The organism is Streptosporangium sp. NPDC002544, from assembly GCF_040295965.1.
GTDB lineage: Bacteria > Actinomycetota > Actinomycetes > Streptosporangiales > Streptosporangiaceae > Streptosporangium.
Window position 1 is genome coordinate 246,505 of record NZ_JBEOWJ010000003.1, and the last position, 16,539, is coordinate 263,043.

Annotated in this window: 13 protein-coding genes; 5 read left to right on the forward strand and 8 right to left on the reverse strand. The window is 70.4% G+C overall.

The annotated features are described in order from the left end of the window. Positions 1-48: 48 nt before the first annotated feature. Positions 49-195, reverse strand: a complete 147-nt coding sequence (locus ABT061_RS05890) for a bacteriocin (protein ID WP_350913137.1) — start codon at positions 193-195, stop codon at positions 49-51. A gap of 134 nt (positions 196-329) precedes the next feature. Further along, complete coding sequence (locus tag ABT061_RS05895; protein ID WP_350913138.1) at positions 330-5,342, reverse strand: ATP-dependent helicase; 5,013 nt, start codon at positions 5,340-5,342, stop codon at positions 330-332. Between the two features lie 229 nt (positions 5,343-5,571). Between ABT061_RS05895 and ABT061_RS05900 the strand changes: the two genes are divergently transcribed. Then, the gene (locus tag ABT061_RS05900) at positions 5,572-6,060 is read left to right on the forward strand and encodes a VOC family protein (RefSeq protein WP_350913140.1); all 489 of its coding nucleotides are present in this window, start codon (positions 5,572-5,574) and stop codon (positions 6,058-6,060) included. A gap of 236 nt (positions 6,061-6,296) precedes the next feature. Then, positions 6,297-6,491 carry a DUF3046 domain-containing protein gene (locus ABT061_RS05905; RefSeq protein WP_030904097.1) on the forward strand — a complete coding sequence of 65 codons (195 nt, stop codon included), beginning with the start codon at positions 6,297-6,299 and terminating at the stop codon, positions 6,489-6,491. Positions 6,492-6,510: 19 nt separating this feature from the next. Here ABT061_RS05905 and ABT061_RS05910 read toward each other — a convergent pair whose 3' ends face one another. After that, the gene (locus ABT061_RS05910) at positions 6,511-6,789 is read right to left on the reverse strand and encodes a hypothetical protein (RefSeq protein ID WP_350913142.1); all 279 of its coding nucleotides are present in this window, start codon (positions 6,787-6,789) and stop codon (positions 6,511-6,513) included. A 371-nt stretch (positions 6,790-7,160) separates the two neighbouring features. Between ABT061_RS05910 and recA the strand changes: the two genes are divergently transcribed. The 3 genes from recA to rny all read left to right on the forward strand — a co-directional run bounded on the left by recA (position 7,161) and on the right by rny (position 11,010). Further along, positions 7,161-8,291, forward strand: coding sequence for a recombinase RecA (recA, locus tag ABT061_RS05915; RefSeq protein ID WP_350913144.1), 1,131 nt, complete (start codon positions 7,161-7,163; stop codon positions 8,289-8,291). Between the two features lie 19 nt (positions 8,292-8,310). After that, positions 8,311-9,114 carry a recombination regulator RecX gene (gene recX / locus ABT061_RS05920; protein WP_350913435.1) on the forward strand — a complete coding sequence of 268 codons (804 nt, stop codon included), beginning with the start codon at positions 8,311-8,313 and terminating at the stop codon, positions 9,112-9,114. Positions 9,115-9,399: 285 nt separating this feature from the next. After that, entirely contained in the window at positions 9,400-11,010 is a 1,611-nt protein-coding gene (gene rny / locus ABT061_RS05925) for a ribonuclease Y (protein WP_350913146.1), read from the forward strand. Between the two features lie 72 nt (positions 11,011-11,082). Here rny and ABT061_RS05930 read toward each other — a convergent pair whose 3' ends face one another. The 5 genes from ABT061_RS05930 to ABT061_RS05950 all read right to left on the reverse strand — a co-directional run bounded on the left by ABT061_RS05930 (position 11,083) and on the right by ABT061_RS05950 (position 16,494). Next, complete coding sequence (locus ABT061_RS05930; RefSeq protein ID WP_350913148.1) at positions 11,083-12,960, reverse strand: S9 family peptidase; 1,878 nt, start codon at positions 12,958-12,960, stop codon at positions 11,083-11,085. Positions 12,961-13,210: 250 nt separating this feature from the next. Continuing rightward, positions 13,211-14,155, reverse strand: a complete 945-nt coding sequence (locus tag ABT061_RS05935; RefSeq protein WP_350913149.1) for an amino acid ABC transporter permease — start codon at positions 14,153-14,155, stop codon at positions 13,211-13,213. Continuing rightward, positions 14,152-14,820: an amino acid ABC transporter permease gene (locus tag ABT061_RS05940; RefSeq protein ID WP_350913151.1), complete on the reverse strand. Its 669-nt coding sequence runs from the start codon at positions 14,818-14,820 to the stop codon at positions 14,152-14,154. Before ABT061_RS05940 ends, ABT061_RS05935 begins: the two co-directional genes overlap by 4 nt. 59 nt (positions 14,821-14,879) lie before the next feature. Continuing rightward, positions 14,880-15,698, reverse strand: coding sequence for a glutamate ABC transporter substrate-binding protein (locus ABT061_RS05945; RefSeq protein WP_502991359.1), 819 nt, complete (start codon positions 15,696-15,698; stop codon positions 14,880-14,882). Positions 15,699-15,738: 40 nt separating this feature from the next. Beyond that, positions 15,739-16,494 carry an amino acid ABC transporter ATP-binding protein gene (locus ABT061_RS05950; protein ID WP_350913155.1) on the reverse strand — a complete coding sequence of 252 codons (756 nt, stop codon included), beginning with the start codon at positions 16,492-16,494 and terminating at the stop codon, positions 15,739-15,741. Positions 16,495-16,539 lie beyond the last annotated feature (45 nt).

Sequence of the window (16,539 nt, forward strand, 5' to 3'; positions counted from 1 at the left end):
GCTACCCGCGTCCGTTCAACGCGATGGCCTGGCTGACGCCTGGTCGGATCAGTAAGCCGGGCCGCCGGGAGCGAAGTCCTCCCAGTGGTAGCACGCCCAGTAGTAGCCACCGTTGACCTGCGCGAGCTGGTCCTCGTCCAGTTCGCGGCCGAGCGCGGACAGAGCGGAGAGCTCCGACTTGCCGTTGGTTGCCATTTGTTCCCCCTTCGATTGACTTGCATGACCAGTGTCGCGACGGCACTTGGAAACCTCTTAGGAATTACTAGCGACCGGCTTGAGCATCGTCGACCGGCTGAAAGGCGTGCGGCTTGAGAAAGGCGTGCGGCACTTCAGGCTCGCAGGCGCAGCCCCCTTGGGGTCGGGTGGAAGCCCGCGGACTCCAGGGCGGCGGCCAGGGGGGAGTCGTTGATGGCGGTGCCGTCCGCGCGCTCGACGGTCAGCTTGCCGAGGGCGCCGTCGCGTACGGCGAGCGCGAGGGCGTCGACGGCGGGCCGGAGGCGGTCGTCTCCGGAGAAGGAGAGCAGGGTCTTACCGCCGCGCTCGACATAGAGGATCAGGTGCCCGTCGACGAGCACGACCAGGGATCCGGCCTTCCTGCCCGGCTTGTGGGACACCTCGCCAGGATGGGCGGGCCAGGGCAGGGCCGCCCCGTACGGGTTGGCCGGGTCGGTCGCCGCCAGCACCACCGCTCGCCGGCCGCTTTCCCCCGTGCCCTCGGGCTTCCGGGAGCTCCACGGGTCGGGTACCGGTGCCGCGCTCGGCGGCGCGGTGAGTGAGACGGACATGGCGCGCATCCGGTCGACGGCACCGGGAAGGGCGAACTGGGCGCCGCCCAGCCCCTCCACGAAGTAGCCCCTGCGGCACCGGCCGCTCTCCTCGAAGGCACGAAGCACCTGGTAGACGGCGGCGAACCCGCCCGGCAGCCGCTCGGCGGTCACCGCGCCCCTGGTCACCACGCCGTACCGCTCCAGCAGCACCTCGGCCTGGGCGTGGGCGCGCTGGGTGGCGTCCTCGGCGGGGGCGGGCAGCGTCCACCAGCGCCCGCCCACCGTGGGCGGGCCGCTCCGGCTCGGCAACACCGCCCGCCGGCGCCGGGTCGGAGCCGGGCGATGCGCGGGGCGCCCCGTCCCGAGCGTGGCCCGCAGCGGCGCCAGCGTGTCACCGGTGATCCGGCCCGACCACACCAGGTCCCACACGGCGGCCGCCAGGACACGGTCGTCCGGGACCGAACCGGCCAGAAGAACGCCGGCCCGGCTCGCCAGCTCGCGGAAGAAGAGCGCGCCCCCACCGCCCAGCACCTCCAGCACCGCCCCGTGCACCGGGGTCAGCGTGATGTCGGCGGGATCGGGCATCAGCAGCGGCGCGGTGTCGGCGAAGTAGAGCGACACCCAGCCGTCGCCACCCGGCAGAGACCCCTGCCCCGCCCAGATCACCTCGCCGGAGGCCGTCAGCTCGTCCAGCAGCGACGGGTCGTATCCGGGCACCCGCGAGGGCAGGATCAGCGTCTCCAGCGCCGAAGCGGGCAGCGCCGAGCCCTGCAACTGCTCGATCGCGCTCACCAGCGCGTCGATCGGCGGCCTGCCCCGCCGCGGGGAGTCGGTGATGCCGTGCCAGGCGGGGGCGAAGACGGCCAGAGTCTCCGCGGAGACCGGTTCCACCTCCTTGCGGAGCCTGGCCAGGGACCTGCGGCGCAGCATCCGCAGCACCCCGGCGTCACACCACTCCTCGCCTCGGCCACCCGGCCTGAACTCCCCGCTCACCACCCGCCCGGAGGCCGCCAGGCGGCGCAACGCGTCGGTGACGACCGCGGTGCCGAGGCCGAACCTGGCCGCGGCCGTGCTCGCGGGGAAGGGGGCGCGCGTGCGGGCGTGCCTGGCGAGCAGGTCGCCCAGCGGATCGTCCACCGGTTCCAGGAACGCGTGCGGCACTCCCATCGGCAGCGGCACGCCGAGCGCGTCGCGCAGCCGGGCGGCGTCCTCGACCGCCGCCCACCGCTCCTGCCCGGCCACCCGAACCCTGATCGCCCGCCGGGAGCCCTCCAGCATGGCCAGCCACGCCGGGTCACCCTCGCGCACGCTCACGTCCTCGGCCATCAGGGGGCCGTGGGAGCGGAGCAGGTCGGCCAGGTCCTCGGCGTCGCGCAGCGGCCGGTCCAGCCGGGCCAGCTCCCGCTCGGTGTCGGCGATCACATCGGGGTCGAGCAGCTCGCGCAGGTCGGCCTGGCCCAGCAGCTCGGCCAGCAGGCTCGTGTCGAGCGCGAGTGCCTGGGCGCGGCGCTCGGCCAGCGGAGCATCCCCCTCGTACATGAACGCGCCGATGTAGTTGAACAGCAGCGACGCGGCGAACGGCGACGCCTTCCCGGTCTCCACCTCCACCAGCCGGACCCGCCGCGCCTCGATGTCGCGCATCAGCCGGACCAGCCCCGGAACGTCGAACACGTCCTGAAGACACTCGCGCATCGTCTCCAGCACCACGGGGAACGACGCGTAGCGGCCGGCCACGTTCAGCAGGTGCGACGCGCGCTGCCGCTGCTGCCAGAGCGGCGACCGCCTGCCCGGCACGCGGCGCGGCAGCAGCAGGGACCGCCCCGCGCACTCGCGGAACCGCGCCGCGAACAGCGCCGAACCGCCGAGCTCCTCGGTGACGATCCGCTCGATCTCGTCCGGGTCGAAGGCGGCGACGTCGGACGGAGGTTCCGAGAGAGTGTCGGGGATGCGCAGCACGATCCCGTCGTCGGAGTGCACGGCCTGCACGTCGACGCCGTAGCGCTCCCGCAGCCGCCGCCCGATCGCCAGCGCCCACGGCGCGTGTACCCGTGCTCCGTACGGGGAGTGCACCACCACCCGCCAGTCGCCCAGCTCGTCGTGGAACCGCTCGACCAGCAACGTCCGGTCGTCGGGCACATAACCGGTCGCCTGCCGCTGCTCGGCCAGGTAGGCGAGCAGGTTGGCCGCGGCGAACCCGTCCAGCCCCGCCGCCCTGATCCTCTCCAGCGCCCCATCCCGTGCCGCGTTTCCGGCCTCGGCGTTTTCCGTCCCCGCGTTTCCCGCCTCCGGGTTTCCCGTCCCTGAGCCCGGTGTTTCCGGATGCCCTGTCCTCGTGCTTCCCGTCCGTGCGTTCCCCGCGACCGAGCTCGGCGTTCCTCGGGCTCCCGCCCCCGCGTCCCTCGGCCGCGCGCTCTCCGTACCACCGTCTCCCGCCTCGGCGTCCGCGCCCGCCGAGGACATCTGGCGGAGGAACGCGCCGATGGCCTTCCCCAGCTCCGCCGGGCGCCCCGCGGTGTCGCCGTGCCAGAACGGGAGCTTCCCCGGCTGTCCGGGCGCGGGAGTGACCAGCACCCGGTCAGCCGTGATCTCCTCGATCCGCCAGGAGGTCGCGCCCAGCACGAACACGTCACCGGCCCGCGACTCGTAGACCATCTCCTCGTCCAGCTCGCCCACCCGGGAGGACTTCTCCCCGACCAGGAACACGCCGAACAACCCCCGGTCGGGGATCGTGCCGCCGCTTGTGACCGCCAGCCGCTGGGCTCCGGGACGGCCCCGCAGGGTGCCGGCCACCCGATCCCAGACGATGCGCGGTCGCAGCTCGGCGAACTCCTCGCTCGGGTAGCGCCCGGCGAGCATGTCGAGGGTCGCCTCCAGCGCGCTTCTGGGCAGCGTCCGGTAGGGGGCGGCGCGCCGTACCACCTCCTCCAGCTCGTCGACGGTCCACTCGTCCAGCGCGGTCATCGCCACGATCTGCTGGGCGAGGACGTCGAGAGGATTGCGCGGATAGCGCAGCTCCTCGATCTCCCCACTTCTCATCCGTTCGGCCACCACGGCCGTCTGGACCAGGTCACCCCGGTACTTGGGAAAGATCACACCACGTGAGACGGCTCCCACCTGGTGCCCGGCCCTGCCGATCCGCTGCAGGCCGCTCGCCACGCTCGGCGGTGCCCCCACACAGGCCACCAGGTCCACCGCGCCCATGTCGATGCCGAGTTCCAGGCTGGAGGTCGCGACCACGGCGGGCAGCCGCCCGGACTTGAGCGCCTCCTCGATCTGGGAACGCTCCTCCTTCGACACCGACCCGTGGTGGGCCCGCACGATCTCCGGGACGACCTCCTTGGCCGAACCGGCCTGCGCCATCATGGCCGCCGGGGTGGAGAGGGAGGCGGGGAGCTCGGGGAAGTTCTCGGCCCAGTGCGCGGGATCCGCCTCCGTGCCCTTCTCGGACCGCTCCGCCTCGGCGGCCCGCCGCTCCCACGCCAGCTCGTTGAGGCGGGTGCAGAGCCGTTCGGCCAGCCGCCGTGAGTTGGCGAACACGATCGTGGAACTGTGCCCCCCGATCAGGTCGAACAGCCGCTCCTCCACATGCGGCCAGATCGACCGCTTGGCCGGGGTCTCGGTCAGCCACCGGTCGTCGTCGGAGGCGGGGGAGGTGGGCGGCGTGTCGAGCTCTGTCATGTCCTCGATCGGGACGACCACCTCGACCTCGATCTCCTTACCCGCGGGCGGCTGGACCACGGTCGCCGGACGGGGCCCGCCCAGGAAGGCGGCGACCTCGCTCACCGGCCGTACGGTCGCCGACAGGCCGACGCGCTGCGCGGGCCGGGGCAGGAGGGCGTCGAGCCGCTCCAGGCTGAGTGCCAGGTGCGCGCCGCGCTTGGTGGCGGCCACCGCGTGCACCTCGTCGACGATGACCGTCTCCACGCCGCGCAGTGCCTCGCGGGCCTGACTGGTGAGCAGCAGGAACAGCGACTCGGGGGTGGTGATCAGAATGTCTGACGGCCTGGTCGCGAACCGGCGCCGCTCCTCGGCTGAGGTGTCGCCCGAGCGGATCGCCACCGAGATCTCCGGCACCGGGAGGCCGAGCCTGCTCGCGGTCTGTCTCAGCCCGGCCAGCGGCGCCCGGAGGTTGCGCTCGATGTCGACGGCCAGAGCCTTGAGCGGCGACACGTAAAGGACCCGGCACAGCCTCGGCGGCTCCTCGTCCCGCCGGGAACGGCTCCGCCTCCCCCCGGCGCCCGTGCCGCCCGTCATGTCCGGGACGGCGGCGCCCGCCGGGGCGTCCATGATCGTGGTGGCGGCTCCGGCGCTTCCGGGGAACCCGGCGTCCTCGCCGGGCGGGGGAGACCCGGGGGCCGAGTGCCCGGCCGCCAGCCGGTCGAGCGACCACAGAAAGGCGGCCAGCGTCTTGCCGGAGCCAGTGGGGGCGACCACCAGGGTGTTGTCACCCCGGGCGATCGCCGCCCACGCCCCCTCCTGTGCCGCGGTCGGCGCGGCGAAGGCCCCGGTGAACCAGTCCCTGGTCATCCGGGTGAAGTGCCCCAGCGCCCCGCCCGCGCCCGCCGTCTCGCTCATCGCGCCCCCTGCCTCCCGGCTCGGCCGACCAACCGGGCCACCGCCCATACTGCACGGCGCCACCGACAGAACCCGTCACCGCCTGCCGCGGGCCGGACTCATCGGCTGCGGATACGTGATCCACCGGTGCCACCGCCAGACCACCGGGCCACGCCCCAGGAGTAGGTTGGCTCCTGTCGCCACAGGCATGCTTTGGCGAACACAGGACGCATTGAGTGGTGAGCTAACGGTGAGCATCGACTACCAGGCCATCGAGGCGAAACGCGAGCGGATCAAGGCGGAGCACCTCAGGGAGAACCGTCCGCCGAGCAGCGCGAGAGGGCTGCACCACTTCGCGCTGATCTCCTCAGACGTCGAGACGACGATCAGGTTCTACCAGGACCTGCTGGAGTTCCCCCTCACGGAGATCTTCGAGAACCGCGACTACCGGGGGTCGAACCACTTCTTCTTCGACATCGGCAACGGCAACCTCCTCGCCTTCTTCGACTTCCCGGGGCTGGACCTCGGCCCCTACCGGGAGGTCCTCGGCGGGCTCCACCACGTCGCCGTCTCCGTGGACCCCTCCACCTGGGAGCGCCTGCGAGGCAAGCTGGTGGCGGCGGGCGTGCCGCACCAGGTGGAGAGCGGTACCTCCATCTACTTCACCGACCCGGACGGGGCGCGCGTGGAACTGCTCGCCGACCCCCTCGGCGAGATGTACGGCTCCCGCGTGCTCTGACGGTCCGCGCCGCCACTCAGCCGCGAGCCGGTCGCCCTCGGTTACGGTTCCCGCGTGCTCCGGAGGTCTGCCTTGCCCCCGTGGCGGCCCGTACTCCCGCCGACGCGCGGACCCCGCCCCCGCCGGTCCCCGTCCCCGGGTCTCCCTTTCACCGGGACCGGGCGACCGGGGCGCCGCCGACGTGCGGCGTGCCGGGCGCGGGCCGAGGCACGCCGGTGTGGTCTCATACTTGGGGCATGCGCCTGTCGGATTTCTGGAAGCGGATGAAGCTGCACTTCGGCGACCAGTACGCCGAGTCGTGGGCCCATGACTACGTCATCGCCGACCTCGGCGGCCGGACCGTGATCCAGGCGCTGGCCGAGGGGGTCGGGGCGAAGGAGGTCTGGCACGCCGTGTGCGGGGTGACCGACGTCTCTCCCAGGCTCCGCTGAGGGGTGGGCCGGGGGACGGTCAGGAGGGCTCCGCGGGCGGGGCGAGAAGTCTCTCCACCGAGCCGGCCGCGTGCACGGGGTCGTCGGCTCTCTCCTCGCCGTCCGGCGACCACAGAAACAGCCAGCCGTCCCTGACGGGGGTGGCGAAGACGATGGTCTGCCGGCCGCTGTCCGGATGCCATACCCACAGCACCGGGGCGGTGCCTCCGAGGGTACGGCTCACCAGCCCTCGTTGTCGCAGTTCGGCGGCCAGGGAGTCGAGATGGGCTAGGCGTTGCTGCGTGAACGTGTTGGGCACGTCGGGCACCTCGGGTCGTTTCCCCTCAGGATCACCCCAGGTCAGCCTGGTTACAACAGGCTCAGGACAATTCTCGGAAATGTCGCCTCCCGGATGGGTCCGCGCTCCTCGCGGCCACGGCCCCAGATCTGCGACCGGCCCCGTGCGGGCCCTGCGACCGGCCCTGCGTGGGCCCTGTGCGGGCCCTGTGCGGGAGAGTCCCGCGGTGGATCACGGTTCCCGGAACACGTGATGCCAACGGGCCGCGATCGAACAGTCGTTCGGCTATATTGAACAGGCCGTCACTCCTGGCGTGCCCTCCCGAAATTGTCGGCGGCACCCCGTAGCTTTCTGGCAACCGATCCAACCCGCGACCCTCCAGGGGGGCTCCCATGGCAGCTAACGACCGCGAGAAGGCGCTCGAGACCGCGCTCGCTCAGATCGAGCGGCAGTTCGGCAAGGGCTCCATCATGCGCCTGGGCGACGAGACCCGGGCGCCCATCGAGGTGGTCCCCACCGGCTCCATCGCGCTCGACGTGGCGCTCGGCATCGGGGGCTTCCCGCGCGGCCGCATCATCGAGGTCTACGGTCCCGAGTCCTCGGGAAAGACCACGATCGCTCTGCACGCGGTGGCCAATGCCCAGCGTGGCGGCGGCATCGCCGCGTTCATCGACGCCGAGCACGCGCTCGACCCCGAGTACGCCCAGAAGCTGGGCGTCGACACCGACGCGCTGCTCGTCTCCCAGCCGGACACCGGTGAGCAGGCGCTGGAGATCGCCGACATGCTGATCCGGTCCGGCGCCGTCGACCTGCTGGTCATCGACTCGGTCGCGGCCCTGGTGCCCAAGGCCGAGATCGAGGGTGAGATGGGCGACAGCCACGTCGGCCTCCAGGCGCGCCTGATGTCCCAGGCGCTGCGCAAGGTCGCGGGCGCGCTCAACAACACCGGCACCACCGCGATCTTCATCAACCAGCTCCGCGAGAAGATCGGCGTCATGTTCGGCTCGCCCGAGACCACGACCGGTGGAAAGGCGCTGAAGTTCTACGCCTCGGTCCGTCTCGACATCCGCCGTATCGAGACGCTGAAGGACGGCACCGAGGCGGTCGGCAACCGCACCCGGGTGAAGGTCGTCAAGAACAAGATGGCCCCGCCCTTCCGGGTGGCCGACTTCGACATCCTCTACGGCGTCGGCATCTCCCGCGAGGGCGGCCTGATCGACATGGGGGTGGAGCACGGCTTCGTCCGCAAGTCCGGAGCCTGGTACACCTACGAGGGCGACCAGCTCGGCCAGGGCAAGGAGAACGCGCGAAACTTCCTCAGGAACCACCCGGACATGGCGAACGAGATCGAGAAGAAGATCAAGGAGAAGCTCGGCGTCGGCCCGCGCGTCGACAGCCCGGCCACCCCGCCGCCTGCCGCTCCGGTGACCGCCGCGTCCGGCCGTGGTTCCGGTCCGGCTCCGGCGGCCGCCGCGTCCGGTCGTGGTTCCAAGGCGGCCACTCCCAAGCCGGGTGACGCCTGATTCGGGCTGAACGATGATGATGGGAGCCGACCTCGGTCCGCCCGGTGAGGTCGGGCCGAGAGACTGGGGTGCCTGGCCCGACGAGCCCCGGATCGGCTCGCCGGGCAGGAGCGGGCGGGGGCGGGGCGATGGTCTCCCCGCTTCCGAGGGGGAGGCCGCAGGTCCTGCTGGCGGCGAGTCGCGAAGCCGGAAGGGACGTGGCTCCCGCCGTGGTGGGCGACGGTCCGGGGGCGGTTCCCCGGGCGCTCTTCCTGATGGCCCCCTTCCTGACGGACCGGTCGAGGAATCTCCCGCGAGGAAGGGAGCCGGGGCCGATCCGCAGGCGGTGGCGCGGGCGATCTGCCTGCGGCTGTTGACGATGGCGCCGCGCACCCGAGCTCAGCTCGCGGAGGCGCTGCGCAAGCGTGAGGTGCCCCAGGAGGCGGCGGACGCCGTGCTGGAGCGCTTCTCCGAGGTCGGGCTCATCGATGATGAGGCGTTCGCCGCCGCATGGGTGAGCTCTCGCCATGCCGGGCGGGGGCTTGCCAGAAAGGCCCTTGCCTCCGAGCTCCGGCACCGGGGGGTGGACGAGGAGACCGTGAAGGACGCGATGGAGCAGCTCGACCCCGAGCAGGAGGCGGAGACCGCCCGTGGCCTCGTGCGGCGCAAGCTCTCCTCGACCCGCGGCCTGGACCCCGCGGTCAGGACCCGCAGGCTGGCCGGCATGCTCGCTCGGAAGGGATACGGTCCTGGCCTGGCGTTTCGCGTTATCCGCGAAGTGCTGGAGGATGATGAGGCAGAAACAGCGCCATTCACGGAAGATTCGGGCTATCCCCTCGACTAGCTCAAAGCAGCCTGACGCTAGGTCTTTGCTTGCTCGTTACCTCTCTGACGCTTAATCTCAACGGCAGTGAGGAGTTACTCCGCGCAGTGCGGATTGTCATAGCGGTGTAATACGGACAAGCAGGCTTGGCGGATGAGGGCGAGAGAGCGGGCCGGCGGGAAAAGCCGGTGAGTGATCCCTCTGGGCTCACTTCTGTCCCGACAGCGCCGTCTGTTGAGCTTTCCGTGCCGTGCGTGTGACCCCTCGTGTGCTTGATATTTGCGACGCGAGGAAGGTGAGGCGCGCATGGATCCGGTCGTGGTCGTCATATTGGCAGTGGCGGTTGTGGCTCTTGTCGTGATGACAGCCGTGCTGGTCGTGTTGCTGCGTCGCATCGGAGGAGCCGGGCCGAGGGGCCTCACCTCGGAGCAGGAGGCCGAGGTCTCGGCCCAGCTGGAGGAGGCCAGGCGTGAGGCCGCCGGTATCCGGGCGAAGGCCCAGGACGACGCCGGAGAGCTCCTGCGCAAATCGGAGTCGGCGGTCGAGGCGGCGGCCGAGATGCGCAAGGAGGTCGAGGCCGAGGGCAAGGTGCTGAAATACGAGCTCAAGGAACTCCGGGCAGACCTCGAACGCAGGGAGAACCGGCTGGCCGAGCGGGAGCAGCGCCTCGACGATGAGGCCAGGCGCCAGGCCGACCGGGCCCGCAAGCTCGCCGAGACGGAGACCGAGCTGGCCGATCGCCGCGAGGATCTCGAACGGGTGGCCGAGGAGCGCAAGGCCATCCTGGAGCGGGTGTCCGGGCTGACCGGCGACCAGGCCAGAGCCGAGCTGGTCCGGGAGATCGAGAACCAGGCCAAGCGCGAGGCGGCCCTGATCGTCAGGGAGATCGAGAGCGAGGCACGCAAGGAGGGCGAGAAGCGCGCCACCAAGATCGTTACATTGGCGGTCCAGCGGGTGGCCACCGAGCAGACCGCCGAGTCCGTCGTGAGCGTCCTGCACCTGCCGGGTGACGAGATGAAGGGGCGCATCATCGGCCGCGAGGGCCGTAACATCCGTGCCTTCGAGTCGACCACCGGAGTCAACCTGATCATCGACGACACGCCGGAAGCCGTGTTGCTGTCGTGCTTCGACCCGGTCCGCCGCGAGACCGCGCGGCTGACCCTGGAGAAACTCGTCCTTGACGGCCGCATCCACCCGCAGCGCATCGAGGAGGCCCACGAGCGCAGCAAGGCCGAGGTCCAGGAGCTGTGCGTGCGGGCGGGGGAGGACGCCCTGGTGGAACTCGCCATCACCGACATGCACCCCGAGCTGGTCACGCTGCTCGGCCAGCTCCGCTACCGCACCTCCTACGGTCAGAACGTGCTCGGCCACCTCATCGAGTCCGCCCACATCGCCGGCATCATGGCGGCCGAGCTGCGGCTCGACACGACGCTGCTCAAGCGCTGCACGCTCCTGCACGACATCGGCAAGGCCCTCACCCACGAGGTCGAGGGCAGCCACGCGCTCATCGGCGCCGAGATCGCCAGGCGGTACGGCGAGCACGAGGACGTGGTCCACGCCATCGAGGCCCACCACAACGAGGTCGAGGTCAAGACCGTCGAGGCCGTCCTCACCCAGGCCGCCGACGCGATCAGCGGCGGCCGTCCGGGCGCCCGCCGAGAGTCGCTGGAGGCCTACGTCAAGCGACTGGAGCGCCTGGAGGAGATCGCCGCCTCCTACGAGGGGGTCGAGAAGGTCTTCGCCATGCAGGCGGGCCGTGAGATCAGGGTCATGGTCAAGCCGGGCTCGGTCGACGACATCCAGGCTCAGGTGATCGCCCGCGACGTCGCCAAGCAGGTCGAGGAGGAGCTCACCTACCCCGGTCAGATCCGCATCACGGTCGTCCGTGAGTCCCGGGCCACCGAGTTCGCCCGCTGACCGGCCCGGCCCTCGAAAGGTCGCCCGCCGGACGGAGACTCGCGCCGGGGGCGGGAGGCCGCAGGTGAGCGTTCAGACGTGGAAGATCTGCTGGTAGAAGGCGAGCTCGGTGGCCAGCGCCGCGCTGCGGGTCTCGGCGCGGCGGAAGCCGTGGGCCTCGCCCTCGAACGTGAGGTAGGTGCAGGGAATGCCACGCTCGGCGAGGGCGTCGACGAAGGCCTGCGACTGCTCAGGGGGGACCACGGGGTCGGAGAGGCCCTGCAGGAGCAGCATCGGGCAGCTCACCCCGGCCACCTGGCCTAGGGGCTCGCGCGAGGCGTACAGAACAGGATCTTCCTGGCCGATCAGCCATTCGATGTAGCGTGACTCGAAGTCGTGGGTGGTCGCGCTGAACGTGGCGAGCGAGCTTATGCCGTAGTAGGAGACGCCCCCGGCGAACGCGTCGGACGTGCAGCAGGCCGCCATGACCGTCCAGCCGCCCGCGCTGCCGCCCCGGATCGCGATCCGCGCCGGGTCGGCCAGTCCCTCCGCGGCCAGCCATTCGGCCGCGGCGATCGAGTCCTCGACGTCGACCACGCCCCACTGGCCGCGCAGCCGCTCGCGGTAGGCGCGGCCGTAGCCGGTGGAACCGCCGTAGTTGACGTCGATCACCCCGATGCCCCTGCTGGTGAAGAACGCCTTCTCCAGGTCGAGCGCTCCGACGCTGTGCCCGGTCGGCCCGCCATGCACGAACACGACGTACGGCGGGGGGCCCTCGCCGCGCGCCGAGGGGTTGGCCGGCGGGTAGAGGAACGCGTGCACCTCGCGCCCGAACCGGCTCTCGAACTCCACGGTTCTGGGGAGTGGCAGGTAGGCGGGGTCGGGCAGCTCGTTGATGTCCCTGCGCAGTTCCTGCGCGCCGCCGGTCACCGTGTCGACCCGGACGATCGAGCGGGACAGCGCCGGGCCGTACCCGATACCGACCAGGGCGTGCCCGTCGGTGGCCAGCGCCGGATCCCAGCCGTCGTAGGGCACGTCCAGGTCGCTCAGCAGGCCGCTGTCCGGGTCGAAGACGCCCAGCCGCAGACCGCCCAGCCCGTGCAGGACCGCGAGGCTGCCGTCGGCCATCAGCGCGTACGGTGTCGCGCCGAGCTGCCACAGCGGGCCCGCGAACTCCTCCTCCGCCGGGTAGAGCGCCCGGGTCGCGGTGCCGTATATCCCGACCAGGTAGAGGTTCCACCAGCCGGACCAGTCGGAGATCGCGTAGAGGTGCCGCTCGTCACGCCACTGCGGGGCGAGCACCGACTCGGAGATGCCCCCCTTGACCTTCCAGGAGGTGCCGTCGGCCAGCCGGCAGACCCGCAGCTCGGTACCGTCCCACGGCATCTGGGGATGGTTCCAGCAGATGAAGGCCAGGTGCTCGCCGTCGGGGGAGACGGTGGGGGAGGCGTAGAAGTCGTGCCCGCTGATCCGCTCGCGGGGCTCGACCTCGCCGGAGAGGGGGATCGACACGATCGACCGGCTCACCTCGCCGTCGTCGTGCCGCTCCCTGACGCACCAGACCTGACCGTCGTGGACGAGGAGGTCCGCGTAGCGTAGGGCGGTGGGCTGCTCGGGCTCGGGTGTGAGCGGCCGGGGCTCGCCATCGGTGGGCAGCAGGTAGAGCCGCTGGTCTGTGAAGTTCGTGAACACCAGGCCCTCGCCGGGCACCACCGCGTACGACCGCCCGCCGTACTCGTGGACCCTGGTCCTGGCGCTCCACGGCGCGCTCAGCAACTCACGCCGCGTGCCGTCCGCGCTCTGGTGCACGATGGTGGTCCGCCCGCCCTCGGCGGGACGGTCCTCGGTCCACCAGACCTCCTCGCCGAGCACTGTCGGGAACCCGAGGCGCAGCCCGGAGCGGGCGACGTCGGAAGTGGAGATCGGCGAGGGCCAGGTGGCGTACGGCAGGATGGCCTGCTCGGGGGACATGGCGCAATCCTGCCCGATAACCCGCTCCGTGTCGCCGGTATCACGCTCGCGTCACCAGAGATATGCCGCCGGCGGTCGGCACGAGCCGCAGGATCGGGGGGGAATGAGGGGGTAGAGGTAGTTGGTCCGACCTCTTTCACAGGTGAGGATTTCACCGCCGGTGGAATCCTCACCTGCCGCGGAGCACCCGGCCCGACATGGGAGGAGGGCGGCCACCGGACCCGGTGACCGCCCTCGACCGCTGTGGTTCCTACGGCGCCGGATTTCCCGGGCCGCCCTCGACCGCGGTCGGTGAGTCGGGCCGGGCGATCGGCTGTGCCGCCGTCTTCCTGCTGCGACGGCTCCGCATCTCCAGCCAGGTGGCGACGGTGCCCACCATCACGTTGATGATGATGTAGATGATCGCGATGACGATCACCGCGGGAATGATGTTGTTGAAGTTGGAGGGCAGCACGCGCGCCCCCGCGTTCAGCAGGTCCTCGAACGACACGATGAAGCCCAGGGCGGTGTCCTTCAGCAGCACCACCAGCTGCGCGACGATGGCCGGCATCATCACGGTGACAGCCTGCGGCAACAGGATCATCCGCATCACCTGACCGGGACGCAGGCCGACCGCCAGCGCGGCCTCCCGCTGTCCCCGGGGGATCGACAGGATGCCCGCCCGCACGATCTCCGCCAGCACCGAGCCGTTGTACAGGACCAGGCCGACGACCACCGCGGTGAACGGCGTCACGGTGAGCCCGAAGACCGCGCTCCCGCCGAACATCACCGCGAAGATCATGATCAGCAGCGGGATCGCCCTGAAGAACTCGACCACCGCACCCGCCGCGAGGCGGATCCAGGCCCGTTCCGAGAGCCGGCCGATGCCGAAGACGAAGCCGAACGGCACCGCGATCACGGCGGCGACCGCGGCCGCGCTGAGCGTGTTCAGCAGGCCGGGCAGGATCAGGTTGAGCCACACGTCGCCGCGCAGGAACGGCGTCCACATCTCGGCGCTGAGCTGGTTCTTCTCGTCGAGCTTGGTCACCATCACGTACACCGCGAACAGCGTGGCGGCGATGACCAGCACGGTGAGCACGGTGTTGCGGATCCTGGCCCTGGGGCCGGGAATGTCGTACAGGACGCTGACGCGCTCGGAGCTCCCGGCGCGCCCGCGCGCCGGGCGCCGGGTGCGCTCGGTGGTCACCGCGGTCATCGGACCACCGCCAGACGCTTGGCCAGCCAGCCGAACAGCAGCCCGGTCGGCAGGGTCAGGATCAGGAAGCCCAGCGCGAACCCGGCGAAGATCTGCACGACCGCGTCGCCGTGCGCCTCGAAGAGCGTTTTCATCGTCAGGGACGCCTCTCCGACCCCGATGGCGGCGGCGATCGTGGTGTTCTTGGTCAGCGCGATCAGGATGCTGCCCAGCGGGGCGATCACCGCGCGGAACGCCTGGGGCAGCACGATCAGCCTCAGGTTCTGGCCGAAGGTGAGCCCGATGGCGCGGGCCGCCTCGGCCTGGCCGACCGGCACCGTGTTGATCCCGGCCCGGATCGCCTCGCAGACGAACGCCGCGGTGTAGGCGGACAGGCCGATGATGGAGAGCCACATGTAGTTGGTGGACAAACTCGTGGAGAACGAGACGTCCAGGACCAGTCCGAGGCCCAGCCCGCAGAACACGATCACCAGGGTCAGCGGGGTGTTCCGCAGGACGTTCACGTACGTCGTGCCGATTCCGCGCAGCACAGGTAACGGGCTGACCCGCATCCCCGCGAGGATCGTCCCAAGCACGAGCGCCACCAGCCCGCTGGCGAGAGTGAGCCGGATCGTCAGCCAGAAAGCGCCCAGAATGACCGGGAATTCATCGAAGAGTGCCTGCACTCGTCCCTCCAGTGGTCACCGGCCGGGGCGTCCGCGCGCCCCGGCCGAGATGTGACCGGTCAGTAGCGCTCGACAGCCGGCGGGTTGGTGAAGAACTTCCCGAACTCCCCGAAGTTGGCGTCGACGGCCTTCTTCCAGCTGCCGTCCTGGAACATCTTCTCCACCGCCGCGTTGACCTTCTCGCGGGTCTCCTTGTCCTCCAGCTTCAGGCCGATGCCGTACTTCTCCTCGGAGAAGGGCTGGCCGACGAGGCGGAACTTGCCGGGGGACTGGGCGGCGAAGCCGGCCAGGATCGTCGCGTCCGTGGAGATCGCGTCGACCTGCTTGTTCTCCAGCAGCGGCAGGCAGGCGCCGTAGCCCTGCTGCTCGGTGAGGAACTGGCTCTTCCACTCGTCGCCGAACTTCTCGACCAGGCGCGCGGGAGAGGACGAGCCCTGAGCGCCGCAGACCTTCTTGGTCTTGAGGTCCTCGACGCTGTTGATCGTGGTGTCGTCCGCCCGGGTCAGGATGTCCTGGCCGGTGACCAGGTACGGGCCGGCGAAAGCGACCTTCTTCTTACGGTCGTCGGTGATCGAGTAGGTTGCGATCACCGCGTTGACCTGGCCCTGCTGGATGAAGGACTCACGGTTGGCCGAGATGGCCTCCTTGAACTCAATCTTGTCGTCGGCGTAGCCGAGCTCCTTGGCGACATACCTGGCCACGTCGACGTCGAAACCCTTGAAGGAGCCGTCGGGCTGCTTCTGCCCGAGGCCGGGCTGGTCGACCTTGATGCCCACGACGAACTTGTCGCTTCCGCTGCCGCCGTCACCACACGCGGTCAGGCCGGCCATCGCCGCGGCGGCTGCGATCACCACGGCTCCAATACGACGTACACGCATTCTTGTTACCTCGTCTTTCCTCAGGGGTTGAACAGAGCCGTCAGTGAGTGAGGATCTTGGAAAGGAAGTCCTTGGCCCGATCGGTACGGGCGTTCGTGAAGAACTCCTCGGGGGTGTTCTCCTCCACGATCTGGCCCTCGGCCATGAAGACCACGCGGTCGGCCGCGCGGCGGGCGAAGCCCATCTCGTGGGTGACGACCATCATCGTCATGCCCTCCTGGGCAAGGCTGATCATGACGTCGAGCACCTCCTGGACCATCTCGGGGTCCAGCGCAGAGGTCGGCTCGTCGAACAGGATCATCTTCGGGTCCATGGCCAGGGCGCGGGCGATGGCCACGCGCTGCTGCTGGCCTCCGGAGAGCTGCGCGGGATACTTCGACGCCTGCGCGCCGATGCCCACCCGCTCCAGCAGCTCCATGCCCCGCCGCTCGGCGTCGGCTCTGGCGATGCCGCGGACCTTGATCGGCCCGAGCGTGACGTTCTCCAGGATCGTCTTGTGCGCGAACAGGTTGAAGGACTGGAACACCATCCCGACCTCGGACCTGAGCTTGGCCAGCGCCTTGCCCTCGGCGGCGAGCGGCTGCCCGTCGAAGGTGATCGTCCCCTGGTCGATCGTCTCCAGCCGGTTGATCGTCCGGCAGAGGGTCGACTTGCCGCCCCCTGAGGGGCCGATGACGACGAGGACCTCACCACGAGAGATCGTCAGGTTGATGTCCCGCAGGACGTGCAGGCTGCCGAAGTGCTTGTTGACGCCTTCGAGCACCACCAAAGGAGTCTTGTCCCCGTTCTCCGTCATGGTGGATAACGTAATTCTGTAAAGGGCACCCCGTGCTAACCCTGC